Annotated in this window: 19 protein-coding genes; 1 reads left to right on the top strand and 18 read right to left on the bottom strand. The window is 36.2% G+C overall.

Translation table 11 applies throughout. The features are described from left to right. Positions 1–8: 8 nt before the first annotated feature. The 7 genes from MHI10_RS21160 to MHI10_RS21190 form a co-directional block, all read right to left on the bottom strand. Positions 9–950, bottom strand: a complete 942-nt coding sequence (locus MHI10_RS21160) for a YybS family protein (protein WP_340789025.1) — start codon at positions 948–950, stop codon at positions 9–11. Positions 951–1,436: 486 nt separating this feature from the next. Next, positions 1,437–1,676, bottom strand: coding sequence for a 30S ribosomal protein S18 (gene rpsR, locus MHI10_RS21165; protein WP_172954456.1), 240 nt, complete (start codon positions 1,674–1,676; stop codon positions 1,437–1,439). Between the two features lie 42 nt (positions 1,677–1,718). Beyond that, entirely contained in the window at positions 1,719–2,294 is a 576-nt protein-coding gene (ssb, locus tag MHI10_RS21170) for a single-stranded DNA-binding protein (RefSeq protein ID WP_340789027.1), read from the bottom strand. A gap of 35 nt (positions 2,295–2,329) precedes the next feature. Next, positions 2,330–2,620, bottom strand: a complete 291-nt coding sequence (gene rpsF / locus MHI10_RS21175; protein WP_340789030.1) for a 30S ribosomal protein S6 — start codon at positions 2,618–2,620, stop codon at positions 2,330–2,332. A gap of 172 nt (positions 2,621–2,792) precedes the next feature. Further along, complete coding sequence (locus MHI10_RS21180; RefSeq protein WP_340789032.1) at positions 2,793–3,806, bottom strand: acyl-CoA dehydrogenase; 1,014 nt, start codon at positions 3,804–3,806, stop codon at positions 2,793–2,795. Positions 3,807–4,024: 218 nt separating this feature from the next. Continuing rightward, complete coding sequence (gene ychF, locus MHI10_RS21185) at positions 4,025–5,125, bottom strand: redox-regulated ATPase YchF (RefSeq protein ID WP_340789035.1); 1,101 nt, start codon at positions 5,123–5,125, stop codon at positions 4,025–4,027. Between the two features lie 97 nt (positions 5,126–5,222). After that, the gene (locus MHI10_RS21190; RefSeq protein ID WP_340789038.1) at positions 5,223–5,423 is read right to left on the bottom strand and encodes a DUF951 domain-containing protein; all 201 of its coding nucleotides are present in this window, start codon (positions 5,421–5,423) and stop codon (positions 5,223–5,225) included. Positions 5,424–5,794: 371 nt separating this feature from the next. On the opposite strand from MHI10_RS21190, the gene yyaC reads away from it, so the two are divergent. Further along, positions 5,795–6,427, top strand: a complete 633-nt coding sequence (gene yyaC / locus MHI10_RS21195; protein ID WP_340789041.1) for a spore protease YyaC — start codon at positions 5,795–5,797, stop codon at positions 6,425–6,427. Here the strand turns inward: yyaC and MHI10_RS21200 are convergent. The 11 genes from MHI10_RS21200 to rpmH form a co-directional block, all read right to left on the bottom strand. Further along, positions 6,344–7,051 carry a DUF554 domain-containing protein gene (locus MHI10_RS21200; RefSeq protein ID WP_340789044.1) on the bottom strand — a complete coding sequence of 236 codons (708 nt, stop codon included), beginning with the start codon at positions 7,049–7,051 and terminating at the stop codon, positions 6,344–6,346. The genes yyaC and MHI10_RS21200 overlap by 84 nt on opposite strands. Positions 7,052–7,295: 244 nt before the next feature. Further along, positions 7,296–8,141 carry a ParB/RepB/Spo0J family partition protein gene (locus MHI10_RS21205; RefSeq protein WP_340789048.1) on the bottom strand — a complete coding sequence of 282 codons (846 nt, stop codon included), beginning with the start codon at positions 8,139–8,141 and terminating at the stop codon, positions 7,296–7,298. Next, positions 8,134–8,895 (bottom strand): ParA family protein, encoded by a 762-nt coding sequence (locus tag MHI10_RS21210; RefSeq protein WP_340789050.1) that lies wholly within the window; start codon positions 8,893–8,895, stop codon positions 8,134–8,136. The genes MHI10_RS21205 and MHI10_RS21210 overlap by 8 nt, the downstream gene beginning before the upstream one ends. A 273-nt stretch (positions 8,896–9,168) precedes the next feature. Further along, entirely contained in the window at positions 9,169–10,062 is an 894-nt protein-coding gene (noc, locus tag MHI10_RS21215; protein ID WP_340789052.1) for a nucleoid occlusion protein, read from the bottom strand. A gap of 213 nt (positions 10,063–10,275) precedes the next feature. Further along, the gene (gene rsmG / locus MHI10_RS21220; RefSeq protein WP_340789056.1) at positions 10,276–10,992 is read right to left on the bottom strand and encodes a 16S rRNA (guanine(527)-N(7))-methyltransferase RsmG; all 717 of its coding nucleotides are present in this window, start codon (positions 10,990–10,992) and stop codon (positions 10,276–10,278) included. A gap of 104 nt (positions 10,993–11,096) precedes the next feature. Continuing rightward, positions 11,097–12,992, bottom strand: a complete 1,896-nt coding sequence (gene mnmG / locus MHI10_RS21225) for a tRNA uridine-5-carboxymethylaminomethyl(34) synthesis enzyme MnmG (protein WP_340789059.1) — start codon at positions 12,990–12,992, stop codon at positions 11,097–11,099. A gap of 31 nt (positions 12,993–13,023) precedes the next feature. After that, on the bottom strand, positions 13,024–14,409 hold the full coding sequence (mnmE, locus tag MHI10_RS21230; protein ID WP_340789062.1) for a tRNA uridine-5-carboxymethylaminomethyl(34) synthesis GTPase MnmE: 1,386 nt from the start codon (positions 14,407–14,409) through the stop codon (positions 13,024–13,026). A gap of 247 nt (positions 14,410–14,656) precedes the next feature. Beyond that, positions 14,657–15,424 carry an RNA-binding cell elongation regulator Jag/EloR gene (gene jag / locus MHI10_RS21235; RefSeq protein WP_340789067.1) on the bottom strand — a complete coding sequence of 256 codons (768 nt, stop codon included), beginning with the start codon at positions 15,422–15,424 and terminating at the stop codon, positions 14,657–14,659. Next, positions 15,424–16,191, bottom strand: coding sequence for a membrane protein insertase YidC (gene yidC / locus MHI10_RS21240; protein ID WP_340789069.1), 768 nt, complete (start codon positions 16,189–16,191; stop codon positions 15,424–15,426). Before yidC ends, jag begins: the two co-directional genes overlap by 1 nt. 98 nt (positions 16,192–16,289) lie before the next feature. Continuing rightward, positions 16,290–16,631 (bottom strand): ribonuclease P protein component, encoded by a 342-nt coding sequence (gene rnpA, locus MHI10_RS21245; RefSeq protein WP_340789070.1) that lies wholly within the window; start codon positions 16,629–16,631, stop codon positions 16,290–16,292. Positions 16,632–16,724: 93 nt separating this feature from the next. Next, on the bottom strand, positions 16,725–16,859 hold the full coding sequence (gene rpmH / locus MHI10_RS21250) for a 50S ribosomal protein L34 (protein WP_057986540.1): 135 nt from the start codon (positions 16,857–16,859) through the stop codon (positions 16,725–16,727). Positions 16,860–17,840 lie beyond the last annotated feature (981 nt).

Consider the following 17,840-nt stretch of genomic DNA (forward strand, 5'->3'; position numbering starts at 1 on the left):
TCAGCTCCTCATTTTTGTTTCTTTGCCTGAATATACTCACGAATATTAAACCCTAGATCAATAATCCCAAGCAAGATGACAAATGAATACAGTGGTATAGCTACAATTGTGCTGAGAACTTTTAACATTCTCGGTAAACCAAATGTATCGATTGTAAAATGGATAACAGAAATCCCTTGTAACGTAAGTAATACCCATAAAATGAGCGATACATTGATCATAACTACATACAAGGATGTGCCAAGCTCTGGTTGAACAAATAAATTAATTGTCAATGTAATTAAGTAATACCATAAAACAGCTCTTGGTAATCGTAAATGACTGAAGCTCGAGAATTTTGGAACATCCACTTTAAAGCGTTTAACAATCGGTAAATTGATTGAAATGAAAATGAATGCAAATACAAATACTGCTAATGTAATCGAAGCGGGGATTGTCATTTCCACCACGCTAAACATTTCCGCCAAAGTTTCTTTTGAAATCGGTGCCTGACCTGTCATTTTTTCAACTAAGTCAAGTGACTCTTCATAACTTTTCCGCATTAATACAAGTGAATCATTAATAAAGTCAAACTCAAATAAACGTAGGGAAATCAAATATTGAATAGCAAATGTAATTAATAACACAATACTTGTAGAAATAAACATAAAGACTTTGCTTCTTTTATTATAAATGGCATCACCTATCGCCATCCCGGCAGCAGCAAAGATTAAAGAAGCTGGTAAAATAATTAAGCCACCAATAAAAAACGTAATAATGACGGCTATGAACGTAACTAATATTGATGATTTCCTATCATATGTCGCGCTATACCAAATGATCGGTAAAGGGGCAATAAGCATCGCAATAAAACCCGCTAAAGGCACATAAAAGATAATAGCCATTAACACGGTAAATAGTGCAATCATCATAGCTCCTTGTGCTAGCTTCCTTGACTGATTATTTTGCATGGAGAACCTTCCTTTATCTAAATCAATTACGCCTCGGCTAGCTTTTGTCCAGATTTTTTCCGAGCTTGAGGGCCACAGGACATGGGTTAATCAGCCGTTGTCACACGATGTGACGCTTTAAGGCTGACTTCCTCTTTAAAACTCCTTTAAAGATCTGTGACATTCCACCCGGGACAATTACTTGATTCAACCTGGATTTGAACCCTCATTAAATTAAGGGTATATCTGGAATTTATCCCGTACTTTATAGAAGTGAAGGACTTTTGCTGAATCAAGTTAAAAAACTTTTCTCACCATTCCATTGTACCATTTTTGGATGTGCAAACAAATATGCGTTACTGGAATGCCAAAGAATTTGCTTATATGGCTATATTTCTTTCATCGCTTCCTATTTATTTGACCAAATAAAAAAAACCGTTCAACTTTCTTTTTCAAGAAAGTCGAACGGTTTTGAATGTTTTAGCATTTGTAACGCCAAAGCAATTCTTATTTTTCTTCTGCAACGAATGGTAATAAAGCCATAATACGAGAAACTTTAATTGCAGATGTAAGTTTACGTTGGTATTTAGCTGAAGTACCTGTTACGCGACGTGGTAAAATTTTACCGCGCTCAGAGATGAATTTCTTTAAAAGATCTACATCTTTGTAGTCGATGTGCGTAATGTTATTCGAAGTGAAGTAGCAAACTTTACGGCGTTTGCGGCCTCCGCGACGTGGTGCCATTATGGGTGTCCTCCTTTAATTTTTAATTTATAGATGTTTGAACTCTTAGAACGGTAAGTCGTCCTCTGATACTTCAATCGGTCCTTTGCTATTCGCAAATGGATCTTCATCTACACGTGTATAATTTTGCTGATTTTGAGGTGGCTGTGGCTGTTGTTGATACGAACCATAAGAATCCTGCTGTGGTTGCGCGCCGCCATATTGAGCATTTGGTTGGCTATTATAAGACGGCTGGCCGCCTCCATAATTTTGTTGCCCACCATATTGCTGATTTGGCATACCTTGAGATGCGTTTGCTCCTCCGCGCGGCTCTAAGAACTGCACAGAATCTGCTACGACATCCGTCGTATAAACACGTTTACCATCTTGTCCTTCAAAGCTACCTGTTTGGATACGCCCTTCAACACCAATCAAACTTCCTTTTCTCATGAAGTTTGCTAAGTTCTCCGCTTGTTTTCTCCAAGCAATGCAACCAATAAAGTCCGCTTCTTTTTCACCAGATTGACTTGAAAATGTACGATTTACAGCAATAGTAAAACGTGCCATTGGAATGCCACTTGGTGTATATCGAAGCTCAGGATCTTTTGTTAGCCTTCCGACTAATACTACACGGTTAATCATCAGTTCAACCTCCTTTTTCAGCAGATAAGTTAAAATTATTTTGCGTCTTCACGAACAGCGATATGACGGATAATGTCTTCGCTAATGTTAGCTAAACGAATATATTCGTTGATTGCAACTGAATCAGCGTTTACTTTCACGATTTGGTAGAAACCTTCGCGTAAGTCGTTGATTTCATAAGCTAAGCGGCGTTTGCCCCAATCTTTTGCTTCAACGATTTCAGCACCATTTGAAGTTAAAATTTCGTTGAAACGCTCTACTAAAGCTTTCTTCGCATCTTCTTCAATGTTTGGGCGGATAATGTACATTAATTCGTACTTTCTCATTTGTATTTGCACCTCCTTATGGACTTGGGCTCTCCTAAAAATAGGGAGCAAGGAGTAAGTAAATTCTATTACTCACATCAATGAATTTTAGCATAATACATATTGACATTCAAGTAATATCTTTTTTTCCCCTACTATTATTTTTATTTTCAATCATTTTTATGACTTCATTTTAAGGCGTTAAAAAAACATGCTGACTTGCTGTACAGAAATTGCGCCATGAATAACTAAGTTCACTCGTTTCCAAAACTGCCTCCATACCGAAATATCTCATAAGTAATTGAAGCACATTCGTTATTTCATTGGATGCAGTTTGACAAAATTGAGAAAACTCCCGTAGTAATTGCTCATCTATTTGTAGTTGTGTGTGCTGTTGCCATAGTGTTTCTACTCGTGCATCAAACTCAACTTCAATTTCGTTAATAATTGTTTGTGCTCGTTGGATCTTTTCTGAGACGAGTTGATAGCGGCTATGCTCCACATTAAACTTCTCGTTAAGTGCCTGTTGCTGCTTCAATAAAACATTATGTGCCATCCCAATGACTAACGAAAAGAATGAACTTTCTGAAAACGTTAAAAATGGGAAGGTATGTACAGGAAGATTGTAGTTATTTTGAATTTGATCAAATTCAAATGTTTCTGTATCTTTAACAAATACCTCTTCAAGTTGAATTGTATGGCTTGCAGTTGCTTTTAACCCAATCGCTTGCCAATCCTGTTCAATCGTTACATCTGCACGTTTGACGCTACATGTCACCATTTCCCCATTTTCTTCATTTATTGTATTCATTGTAAAAGTAGTAGCATAATCTGCGCCACTGCAATAATGCCATCTTCCTGAAATAATATAGCCACCTTCTACTTTACGTGCTATACCATCTGGCTTACCGCTTCCTGAAATGACTGCATTTTCAGGTTCAAAATGCATTTCTCCTACATGCGCTTGAAATAATGGAAGAAACATATTTCCTCCAGAACCAATCGTCACAGCCCATCCAATATTGCCATCTAATTGGCCCATCTGACGGAAAATTTTTATACCGTCTATTAAGTTTTTCCCGAGTCCACCTAATGTATCCGGCACAAACACCTTTAATAGCTTTCGGTCATAAAGGGCTTCTAATATTTCTGTAGATATTGTCTTTGAAATTTCTAATTCATCTCTTTTTATTGCCACATCAAGCATCTCTATCTTCCTCTCCTTCTGTACGCTTACTTGGAATTTTATACTTTTCTCTCTACAAAAAAAGAGTTGTTCCCAAAATTTCTTTTTGGACAACTCTTTTTCTTAGATCAATTACGCCCCGGCGTAATTGCGTCCAGATTTTTTCGAGCTCGCTCGAAAAGCTTCCCTTAAAAATCTGTGACATCCGCCGGGGCTTAACTTGATTCTGCTGAATCAAGTTAAACGTTGAAACGGAATAATAGAACATCGCCGTCTTGGACAATGTACTCTTTACCTTCTGAACGAACTTTACCAGATTCTTTTGCTACTGCTTGTGAACCAGCTTCTACTAAATCATCAAAAGCAACTGTTTCAGCACGAATGAAGCCGCGCTCGAAGTCAGAGTGGATGACACCCGCACATTGTGGTGCTTTCATGCCTTTACGGAACGTCCACGCACGTACTTCTTGTACACCTGCAGTGAAATATGTTGCTAAGCCAAGTAAATCATAAGAAGAACGGATTAATTGGTCTAATCCTGATTCTTTAATGCCTAACTCTTCTAGGAACATTTCCTTTTCTTCATCTTCTAACTCAGAAATTTCTTCTTCTACTTTTGCACAAATCGTAATGACGTGAGCGCCTTCTTTTACTGCAAAATCACGTACCATTTGAACGTATTTATTGTTATCCGCATCAGCAACTTCATCTTCTGATACATTGGCTACGTAAAGCATTGGCTTAATCGTTAACAAATGTAAGCCTTTAATTACTTTAAATTCATCTTCAGAAAGTTCTACTGCACGTGCAGGTTGTTCATTTTCTAAAGTTTCTTTAATCTTTGCTAAAATCGGCTCTTCAATCAGTGCCTCTTTATCTTTTTGCTTTGCCATTTTTGAAACTTTTTGTAAACGTTTGTCTACTGATTCTAAATCGGCCAATATTAACTCTAAGTTGATTACTTCAATGTCATCGATTGGATTAACCGTTCCTGATACGTGCGTAATATTTTCGTCTTCAAAACAACGAACAACTTGGCAAATCGCATCTACATCACGAATATGTGATAAAAACTTATTCCCTAAGCCTTCTCCTTGAGATGCTCCTTTTACGATACCCGCGATATCTGTGAACTCAAAAGAAGTTGGAACTGTTTTCTTAGGTGTAACGAGTTCCGTTAACTTTTGTAAACGATAATCTGGAACTTCTACTACTCCAACGTTTGGATCGATTGTTGCGAATGGGTAGTTGGCAGCAAGTGCCCCCGCTTTTGTAATTGCATTGAATAATGTTGATTTTCCTACGTTTGGTAAACCAACAATACCAGCTGTTAATGCCATAAAAGACACAACCTTTCTATATTTAGTCCGTAAATTTCTACTTTTTTATAACCTTGTCTATTATATTGATTCCTCGTACAAAAGTCTATTTTACAATTTATTGTGCACTCTCTGAACGAAGTACCTTTTTTAATTTCTTATCAAATTCCCGACGTGGAATCATGACACTATGTCCACAACCTTCACATTTAATGCGAATATCCGCGCCCAAGCGAATAACTTTCCATTCATTTGTGCCACAAGGATGTTGTTTTTTCATCTCAACAATGTCATTTAATAAATATTGCTTTGCTTCCATTACTTATTTCCCTCCTTGAACTTTCTCATAGAACATCATTTTGGCACCGCAATAAATAACGGTATACTTACAAGCTCTCCATATTGCTATGGCAAAGTATCAAATAAGTTTGAATGACTTTTGGGGCTTTTTCAATACCTACCTCTAATGCAACTTGCATATCAATCATTGTTATAAATTATTAACTGAAAAGTTCCAATGTATGACGTGCCATTCTCTTAAATTAGTTGTTGTTGGAGATAAATATTCCCCCAAATTTTCCATCTCTTGTATAACAATCTTTCAAATTGAATATACTGCATACATATATCGTATCTTATAAGATTTCTCAGGTCAGCCACTATAAAATTAGGAAAGTGAGTTTATGCATTATGAAAAATTATGATTGTATTCCACAAAATTATTCCATTCATTATGAACAAACAAGTGCCGTTTGGGACCTAAGTGACGCCTTCTTAAAGCTTATCCCATTTGATCATGAAGCGCTCGTCTTTTGCTGTATTGGTACGGACCGTTCTACTGGCGATGCACTTGGACCGATTATTGGTAGCCAATTAAATAGTGCCTTTTCATTTCCATTCCGAATTGTTGGAACGTTGGAACAGCCATTACATGCTTTAAATTTAATCGAAAAACACGAACAATTGCACATTGAATTTCAAAATCCATTCATTGTTGCTATTGATGCTTGCCTAGGTGAATCAGATGCTATTGGTTCTATATTACTTCATCAAGGGCCTCTTTATCCTGGAAAGGCTGTAAAAAAACAATTACCTCCTATCGGGAACATTTCAGTGAAAGGTATTGTCAACGTTGGCGGCTTTATGGAAGCAACCGTATTACAAAACACACGGTTACATTTAACGTACTCAATGGGCGATAAAGTCGTGCGAGCCCTCATGCTTGCTTGGCAACGTCATTTACTGAAGGATAAAAACAATGGCAACCAAAATCGCAACTATTCCAATACTCGGAAGCAAATTGGCTACGCGGATTTTCGTTAACCCTGCTACATTCAAACCAATAGCTAAAATCATAATCCCACCGGTTGCCGTCATTTCTTTAATAAATAAATCAAGTGCTTCTTGAGGGACATATGTACTAATAACACCAGCAAATAAGGTAATTGCCCCCTGGTAAACAAAAACAGGAACAGCAGCAAGCAATACACCGATTCCTAATGTTGACGCTAAAATAATGGACGTAAATCCGTCAATAATACCCTTTGTAATTAAAACACTATGGTCATTTCGCAAACCACTATCTAACGCACCTATTATAGCCATTGAACCAATGACGAAAATTAAAGTTGCCGTTACAAACCCCTCTGCAATAGATCCTTGTGATGATCTCTTTCCAAAAAGAGACTCAACCTTTTGACCAAAGCGATTAAACTGTTTATCAAAGTTTAACCATTCACCAATCATTGTACCCAATACTAAACTGATGATCACTATAATAAAATTACTACTTTCAAACCCCATTTGAATACCTAGTACTGCCACTGCAAGACCAATAATCGACATAACCGTTTGTTTCATTGATTCAGGTATATTTTTAAACATACGTCCAAGTAATGCACCTATAATAATAAATAAAGCATTTAATAATGATCCCAGTAACATCATGGTTATTCCTCTTTCTGTGTAGCTTATTTATAATTTGCAATAGAAGACCTTCAATATTACTAATTTAACTTGCTTCAGAATTCATCCCTAGTGAACTTGTTCGAAAAAAATTGACTGCAATTACGCCGAGACGTAATTAATTACTCTAACGTTTTAAAATGTATATAGCCCCCCATTTTTACGTGCAAAAATGGCATTTTGAATTTGGATCAAAATGCCATTTCTTACTTATAGAACTAAATCTTTATTGCTCTTCTAACTTTAAAATTTCTAGTATGCGATGTAAGTCATCATCTGAATAAAACTCAATTTCAATTTTACCTTTATCTTTTACCTTTTTAATTTGTACTTGTGTGCCAAAATAATCTCTTAGTTGCGATTCAGTGGCCTGGACATGAACATCCTTTTTTACTTTCTCTGTTTCACGTGGAACGTCGTCATTTAATAATTGAATTAACTTTTCAAGTTGTCGAACGTTTAATTGATCTTTTATAACCTTTTGTGCAATTTCAGGTATACGGCGTTTGTTTTTTAACCCTAATAAAGCACGGCCATGCCCCATTGAGAGGTCACCGCTATTTACAAGTTCACGTATTTCCTCAGGTAGTTGTAATAAACGAATTAAATTGGCAATGTGAGGCCGACTTTTCCCTAATCGCCTTGCCAAATCTTCCTGTGTAAAATTCAGCTGATTAATTAAACTATTATAAGCATCCGCTTCTTCAATTGGTGTTAAGTCTTCACGTTGTAAGTTTTCTAAAATTGCCACTTCCATCATTTGCTGCTCATCAAAATCCTTCACAATAGCTGGAATTTCCATTAAGCCAGCTTGTTTAGCAGCTCTGAATCGGCGTTCGCCAACAACGATTTCGTATTTTTTACCCTTTTTCCTCACAATAATTGGTTGAATAATTCCATGCTCAATAATTGATGCTGTTAGCTCGGTAATCGCTGTTTCATCAAATACTTTTCGTGGTTGGAAAGGATTTTCTAAAATTTTCATTAAGGCTATTTGTTGTACTTGATCTTCCATATGTACAGCCTCTTCGCGGAATAATGCATCGATTCCTTTTCCCAAACCTTTAACCATTTTTAATCACTTCCCTTGCAAACTCTAAATATAATTCTGCCCCTCGCGATTTTGCATCATAAATAATAATCGGTTTTCCGTGACTAGGTGCTTCACTTAGTCGAACATTACGTGGAATGATCGAATGATATACCTTATCTTGAAAATAACGTTTCACTTCATCAATTACTTGAATGCCCAAATTCGTACGCGCATCTAACATTGTTAAAAGCACACCGTCGATCATTAAACTTTTATTTAAATGCTTTTGTACAAGACGAACGGTTGATAGTAACTGACTTAACCCTTCTAACGCATAATATTCACATTGTACAGGAATAATTAGCGCATCTGCGGCTGTCAAAGCGTTAATTGTTAATAACCCTAATGATGGTGGGCAATCAATAACGACAAAATCAAAATGTTCCTTCACTTCTTGTAACGCCTTTTTTAATCGAACTTCACGTGAAATAGTCGATACTAATTCAATTTCGGCACCAGCTAAAGAAATCGTTGCAGGTACAACATATAAATTATCAATCTTTGTTTGTTGAATAACTTCCTTAATATCCTCATCATTAATCAAAACATCATAAATACAACTTTCTAAGTCACCTTTTCTAACTCCAAGTCCACTAGAGGCATTACCTTGAGGATCGATATCAATTAATAATACTTTCTTTCCTAAAAAAGCTAAACATGCACTTAAATTTACAGATGTCGTCGTTTTACCGACACCACCCTTTTGATTGGCAATTGCAATTATACGTCCCAAATGCGCACCTGCTTTCATCACTTCGTTTTAGGTTGAAGCATTCATCCATCACTTATATATGTAATGGATGAATGCTAAAACAATTTAAAACTACGAGATTTATCATTACTTTTGATATTTTTTGGAATTAATTCTAATTTACTTTAATTCTAACAAAAAATCATCTCAAACGTCGCATGAATTTTGTTTATTCTGAAATTTAGTCTATTTTGAGTAAGTTATTCATTTGAATCCTAAAAAATCCCCTATATAAATTACATAGGAGACTTTTGCTTATTTCTTTTTTGGTATTTTCACGGTGATTTGATAATAATCCTCTGTATCTTCTTCTTCTGTCTTTACAGTGATACCACTTTTACTTACCATAGACAAGGATTGTTTAATCGTATTTAAAGCGATTCGAACATCTTTACTAATTGCTTTTCGCTTTGGCTTCTGTTTTTTTACTTCTGGCTCTTCTGGGTGCAATAGTTTTTGGATTTGATCCTCTAACTGCCTTACATTCCAGTCAAATTCCTTTGTTGCAGCAATTAGTTGTAACTGTAATTGTTCATCCTTTATCGCAATTAACGCTCGCGCATGTCGTTCGGAAATTTCTCGATTTAAAATCGCATCTTGGACAAATTGTGGAAGCTTTAACAAACGTAGTTTATTTGCTACGGTGGACTGTCCCTTCCCTAAACGTTGTGCAAGTGCCTCTTGTGTAAGTGAATGCATCTCCAACAATTGTTGATAAGCAAGTGCTTCTTCAATTGCAGTTAATTCTTCACGTTGAAGGTTTTCTATAAGTGCAATAGAAGCGGTCTCCCTATCATTTAAATCTCGTACAATAGCAGGTACGTCTGTCCATTGTAGAGATTTCATCGCGCGGTAACGGCGTTCACCTGCAATAATCTCATAGTTTCCTGGTTGATCGCTTATTGGACGAATTACAATCGGTTGAATTACGCCATGTGTATGAATGGTTCTTGCTAATTCTTCAATCCTCTCATCATCAAAAACGGTACGAGGTTGATAACGATTTGGAATGATTTTTTCTATTGGAATTTTAACTACTTCTTCTGAAGCCATAGATATATTTTCTATTTCTTCTACTTCACTTTTTACTTCTGGCTCTTGTTCTTGCTTCATTCCGCCTCCGAAAAAACGTGAAAAAGTACTCTTCATCCGTGTGGCACCACCTTTAAGTAACTATCTAGCTCATATTCAATATTATTTATGATTCATTCGCAAAAGTACAGTGTCCAATGAACGGTAATTTTAGTTTATCCACATAATTATTAATTTGTATGCATCTAAAGACGGAAATATTTCATAATTAATGTGATAGATGTTAACCGTCAAAAGATTAAAAATCCTCTAATTTACTAAGACTTCTCTTTATTTAATAGGGCTCTTATTTGGTACACCTGGTTTGCGTGGATATTTTTTAGGCGTTGCTTTTACTTTATCAAAAATATATAGTGAGCGCTCACTTTCTTCAACTGGTAAATGGAAAGCAAACTCTTCTTTTGCTTTTGCGCCTAAAGTAGAAATGGCCTTTGCTGCATCTTTCATTTCTTCTGCGCCTGCAGCAGCTTTTAATGCAACAAAATAGCCGCTCTCTTTTGCTAGTGGAATACATAACTCCGACAAAACGGATAGACGTGCTACTGCGCGTGCTGTTACAACATCAAATTGCTCACGATACTGACTGTTTTGACCAAATTCCTCTGCACGTGCATGCACAAATGTCATGTTTTGTAATTGTAATTGATCAGTTAGATGGTTTAAAAATGTAATGCGCTTATTTAATGAATCAACAATGGTAATTTCCAAATGGGGGAAACAAATTTTAATTGGAATACTTGGGAAGCCTGCACCTGCTCCTACATCACATACAGTTGTTACTTTTGTAAAATCAAAATAGAAAGATGCGCTAATGGAATCATAAAAATGCTTTAAATAAACACCTTCTAAGTCTGTAATCGCCGTTAAATTCATTTTTTCATTCCACTCAACAAGCAGTTCGAAATATGTTTTAAATTGTGCTATTTGTTGTTGTGTTAATTCAATACCTTTGCTTCTTAACGCCTCGATAAATTGTTGCTCGTTCATGGCCATTCTCCTTTATGAAAAAGCACCTTTAGAAGACGTAGCAAGCTTTTCACTACGTCTCTTTTTAGCAAATCAGTCTTTGCTCTTAAAGGGCACTCTTATAATTAGTTCATATTGATCCGAGCAATCTTCCCTTGCTCAATGTACACAAGTAAAATTGAAATATCTGCTGGATTTACACCTGCAATACGAGATGCCTGTGCAATGGATAATGGACGTACATCTTTTAATTTAATCCGTGCCTCTGTTGCAATTCCTGAAATCGCATCATAATCGATATTTTCCGGAATTTTTTTATTCTCTAACTTTTTCATTTTTTCTACTTGCTGCATCGCCTTTTGAATATAGCCTTCATACTTTAATTGAATTTCAATTTGCTCTTGCTCATCTTCAGACAATGCTACTTCTGGCGGGATTAATGACGCGATATGCTCATAATGCATTTCTGTACGTTTTAATAAATCCGCTCCACGAATTCCGTCTTTTAATTCAGTTCCACCAACAGAACGAATAACAGCTTGTGTCGTTTCATTTGGTTTAATAATCACTTCACGAAGGCGTGTAATTTCTCCTTCAATTCGTTGCTTTTTCAACTGGAATTGTGCATGGCGTTCTTCTGAAATTAAACCAGCTTTATAGCCTGTCTCTGTTAAACGTAAGTCAGCGTTATCATGACGTAAAAGTAAACGGTATTCCGCGCGTGATGTTAATAATCGATACGGTTCATTTGTTCCTTTTGTTACTAAATCATCAATAAGTACACCCATATATGCATCTGAGCGGCTTAAAATGATTTCTTCGCGACCTAAAATTTTCGCTGCTGCGTTCATTCCTGCTAATAATCCTTGGGCAGCGGCTTCTTCATAACCTGACGTACCGTTAATTTGACCTGCTGTATATAAACCGATAATTTTTTTCGTTTCGAGTGTTGGCCATAGTTGCGTTGGAATGACTGAATCATACTCAATTGCATATCCAGCACGCATCATTTCTGCATTTTCTAAACCTGGGACACTAGCAATTAATTTCTTTTGCACATGTTCTGGTAAGCTTGTTGAAAGCCCTTGTACATAAACTTCACGTGTATTACGTCCCTCTGGCTCTAAGAAAATTTGATGGCGCGGTTTATCGCTAAAGCGTGTTACTTTATCCTCAATAGATGGGCAATAACGCGGACCTGTCCCTTTAATCATGCCTGAGAACATCGGAGACAAATGTAAATTATCTTCAATGATTTTATGTGTTTGCTCACTTGTATAAGTTAACCAGCAAGGAAGCTGATCCATAATAAATTCCGTCGTTTCATGGCTAAATGCTCGGGGTACATCATCACCCGGTTGAATCTCCGTTTTTGAATAATCAATTGTTCGGTTATTCACACGAGGTGGCGTACCTGTTTTAAAGCGAATTAAATCAAAGCCAAGGTCTTTTAAGTTATCTGCCAACTTAATGGATGGTTGCTGATTATTTGGTCCTGATGAATATTTTAAATTACCAATAATAATCTCGCCACGTAAAAACGTACCTGTTGTAATAATAACAGCTGCCGCTCGATAAATCGCACCAATCTGTGTGATAATCCCTTTAACTTCGCCTTCTTCAATAATTAATTCATCGACCATTGCTTGATGAATTTGTAAGTTTGGTTCTTCTTCTAATACGCGTTTCATTTCATTTTGGTATTGGAATTTATCTGCTTGTGCACGTAAAGCACGTACAGCAGGTCCCTTACCTGTATTTAACATACGCATTTGGATATGGGTTTTATCTATAATTTTCCCCATTAAACCGCCTAATGCATCAATTTCACGCACGACGATTCCCTTTGCTGGTCCGCCGATTGAAGGATTACATGGCATAAATGCAATCATATCTAAATTTATTGTTAACATGAGTGTTTTTGCACCCATTTTCGCTGCTGCATAAGCTGCTTCGGCGCCGGCATGTCCTGCTCCGACAACTATCACATCAAATGTGCCTGCCTCATATTTTGTTGGCATGCTGTTCTTCCTTTCTTTACTTAAATAGAGTTTACTTCCCTAAACAGAATTGTGAGAATAGTTGATTAATCAAACTTTCTTGCACTGTATCTCCAATAATTTCACCAAGAATTTCCCATGTACGTGTTACATCAATTTGAATCATATCTACTGGAACACCTGATTCTGCTGCCATTAATGCATCTTCAATTGTCGCTTGTGCTTGGTGAAGTAATGCAATATGACGCGCATTTGAAACATATGTTAAATCATTTGCCTCAATTTGACCTTCAAAGAATAAGGAAGAAATGGCTTCTTCAAGCTCGATTACGCCTTCTTCTTTTAATAATGAAGTCGTTACAACACGATGCTTACCAGCTAATTCATGCACACGATTTAAATCAATTTTACGCTCAATATCCGTTTTATTTACCACAACGATATAATCCATCGCTTGAATTGTTTCGAATAAACGCTCATCTTCAATGGATAATTCTTCCCCGTAATTAAGAACGAGTAATATTAAATCAGCATCCTTTAACGCCTCACGCGAACGCTCCACACCAATTCTTTCTACAATATCCTCTGTCTCTCGAATTCCTGCTGTATCTACTAAACGTAATGGTACACCACGCACATTGACGTATTCTTCTATAATATCACGCGTTGTCCCTGCAATGTCTGTCACAATCGCTTTATTTTCCTGTACTAAACTATTTAAAAGCGAGGATTTCCCTACATTTGGTCGTCCCAAAATAACAGTAGAAAGTCCTTCACGTAAAATTTTTCCCTGAGATGATGTTTGTAATAATTGAATGATTTCTTCACGTACCCAGCTACATTTTTCTAGCAACACTGGAATCGTCATTTCTTCTACATCATCATACTCTGGATAATCTATATTAACCTCTACTTGTGCCAATGTCTCAAGTAACGCTTGGCGTAAAGAAGTAATCAATCTTGATAATTTTCCATCCATTTGACCAAGTGCCACATTCATTGCACGATCTGTTTTTGCACGAATTAAGTCCATTACCGCCTCAGCTTGAGATAAATCAATTCGCCCATTTAAAAAGGCACGTTTTGTAAACTCTCCTGGTTCTGCTAAGCGAGCACCTGAACGTAATACTAATTGTAATACACGATTTACTGAAACAATTCCGCCGTGACAGTTTATTTCAACAACATCCTCACGCGTAAAAGTTTTTGGGCCGCGCATTAATGATAGCATTACTTCTTCTACTACTTCATTCGTTTTTGGATCAATTAAATGTCCATAATGAATTGTATGTGACGGTACTTCTGTTAAATGTTTCCCGTTTGGTGATTTAAATAGTTTATCTGCAATTTCTACTGCTTCATCGCCACTTAAACGAACAATCGCAATAGCTCCTTCTCCCATAGGTGTGGATATTGCAGCAATCGTATCGAATTCCATTTGTATCCTCCTAATTCAGCATTATCCACATGTGGATAAGTCGTTACCGAACTGTACTCTCTAACAATTTAGATTAGCATATTTTAAGTAAAATCTAAAGTAATGTCGTTTAACTCTATTTTAATCAATTTTGCATAGCATTTTGTATCCAAATTCGGAATATGATTAATAACAATATAAAAACGGCCTATCCAATGGAATAGGCCGTTTTTATTGTCTGTATAAATAAAAGTGATTTGCTCTCTTGTTATTGAATCGGTTCAATAACTAAATAGCGATTTGGTTCAACGCCTTCGGAATATGTTTCGATATCTAGGCGATTTGCTAATGCATTGTGGATAATCTTCCGTTCATATGATGCCATTGGTTCAAATGCTACAGGCTTACGTGTATGCGTTGCTTTATCTGCCATACGCTCTGCTAATTGTTCCAGTGCTACTTGACGACGTTCTCGATAATCCTCTACATCCATTTGTAAAATCATGAACGATTTTGCTGTTTTGTTTAACATCAGCTGTGTTACTTGCTGCAACGCATTTAATGTATAGCCACGCTTACCAATTAATAAAGCTGCTTTCTCACTTGATAATTTAAACGAAACATTTTTACCATCCGATGTATGTTCGATTGATAAATCTGTAATGCCCATTGGTTCTGCAATACTTGTTAAATACTTTTTTGCTTCTTCAATCGGGTCTACCTCAACTTGTAGTTCTTGGTGAATTGATTGTATCTCATTTACATGAGTTGGCTCTTCCTCAGAAATTTCCATAGCCGTTTGTTGTTGTTTTTCAACAATAACTGGCTGTTCGGCAATTTCCTCATTCACTTTTAATTGAACAACTTCTTTTACAGTGACGCGTACTTCAGCAGGACGCGCCCCAAAACCTAAAAATCCTTTTTTACCTTCTTGTAAAACTTCCACATCAACTTGTTCACGTGAATGGCCAAGCTTTTGTAACGCTAATGAGATCGCTTTTTCTACTGTTGCGCCTATTTGCGTAGTTTGTTTCACTATTTCGCTCCTCCTGTGTCGGCAGCTTCCGGTTTATTTTTATTCCAAGGTTTGTAAATTGCAAGGTTTTGTAATACAGAAACAATATTTCCGACTACCCAATATAATGATAAAGCAGCTGGTAAAATAATACCAAAACCGATGATCATTAATGGCATGATATACATCATAATTTTCATTTGTGGATTGTCCACAGCTGGACCTGTCATTAATACAACGTATTGGATAAGACCCGCAATAATTGCTAATAATATACTTGGTTCTGCTAATGGCAGCGTTAAAAATGTACCTAATTCAAATGCTGGTGTCGCATTCATACGGCTAATCGCATGATAGAAACCAATTAAAATCGGCATTTGAATAAAGATTGGTAAACATCCAGCAAGTGGGTTTACCCCAGAAGTCGACATTAATTGCATCATTTCTTGCTGATATTTTTGTTGTGTCGCCGCATCTTTAGAGCTATATTTTGCTTGTAACTCTTTTAACTTCGGCTGAATTTCTTGCATTTTTTTAGAGCTTTTAATTTGCTTAATTGTTAACGGTAAAATAACTAATCGGATAATAATTGTTACAACAATAATCCCCAATGCGTAGCTTGAAAACATGTCAGCAAAAAGTTTAATAAATGATACGAGTGGCCAAACGATAAATTCATTCCAAAAGCCTTCACTTTTAGATGAAATTGGCTGGTCAAATTCTGTACAACCTGAAAGAAGTAAAACTACTGATACAAGTGACAGCATTACCCAAAGATTTTTCTTCAATCTTCTTCCTCCTAAAGCAAACCTATTCAATTTTATGTCGATATTTTACCATGTGAATACGTCTTCATACTACTAATTGTTCCAATAATTTATTAATATTATTTTTTTAGAACACGTGCAACCTTTAATACATGTTCTAAACTACTTTTTGTTTCATGAAAATTTAATGTGGCCGCCTGCGTTCTGGCGATAATAACATAATCCATATCTTTTCTTACTTCATCTTTTAACTCAAGAAAAGCTTGGCGAATATAGCGTTTAACTTGAACACGTGTAACCGCGTTCCCAACTTTTTTACTTACTGATAAGCCGATGCGAAACGCCTCTTGTTGTTCACCTTTTAAGCAATAAACAACAAATTGGCGATTCGCGAATGACTTACCTTTTCTAAACACCTTTTGAAAGTCTTCATTTTTCTTAATACGTTGGCGTTTATTCATTGATCCATTCACCTGTCCCATCTAATCATTGGTTCTTTTTTTGCTTCAATCGAAAATAAAAGAAAAAAAGACCACTGATGTGGCTCAGTGGACTTATGCTGATAATACTTTTCTTCCTTTACGACGACGAGCAGCTAAAATATTACGGCCGTTTTTTGTGCTCATGCGAGCGCGGAAACCGTGAACTTTAGAGTGCTTACGTTTCTTAGGTTGGTACGTACGTTTCATTTGTATACACCTCCTGCATTCGATGTTCCTATATCTATTTCTACATACAGACCATGACATTATATAAATAATTTTGACTGTTTGTCAATGCCTATTCGTTTTTTTCGTATTTTGTTCATGGACTACTTCAAACATTATAACATGCACTATGCAATTTAGTTAGTCATTATCACCTGGATTGGTCCTAATTTATTTAATCCACCTCTTTAATGCCTGCAAAAATCCCCTCTTCATTTTGGGCTACTTATTTATATTCATACATACACAACTGAAAATTAGTTAATTAAAGATGGATTGATCAAACACTCTATCATTGTACTTTCTTCAAAACACTTCAAATCTAGCTTGAACATTATTTTGTTTAAAACTCCTCATCATTTACACCCCGACGTAATTGCTTCCGGACTTTTTTGAACTCGCCTACTAGGGATGTTAGTCACTCAGACTCCCCCTTATAGAAGTAAGGGACTTCCGCTGAAATAAGTTAAATAGCTACTCAGTTCGAAGATATTTAAGCTAGTTTCTCCTCTTCCTGAGTTATCCACAAATCCACAAAAAAGGCCCTTGTAAGTTGTGAGTAATTTTTTAATCTACTTTTTTTATCCACACCCCTTATCTACAACTTTTTCACAAATTCTATACCTGTGGACAACTCGAACGTTGATAATCTATTTTTATGTGGATAAGATTGTTTAAGTATTGAAATGCCTGCATTTATTTGTTACGATAACTGTGTTTTACTTTGTGGAATACTTTCTCGGGAAATATTTTATCCACAACTGTTGATAATCTGTGGACAATTTTTTACACCTGTATTGAATAACAGTTATCCACAGCGTATAGTTATGTGTATGACTTTATATTTCTTATCGAAAAATGCATATTTTTAACGTTCTGTTGAATGACCATATAAATGAATCTTATTGCATCTCTTTTTAACTGAATTTAGAAAGACATGAACTAATGAAAGGACGAACTAGC

Origin of the sequence: Solibacillus sp. FSL K6-1523, assembly GCF_038005225.1 — a bacterium.
Classification (GTDB): Bacteria; Bacillota; Bacilli; order Bacillales_A; family Planococcaceae; genus Solibacillus.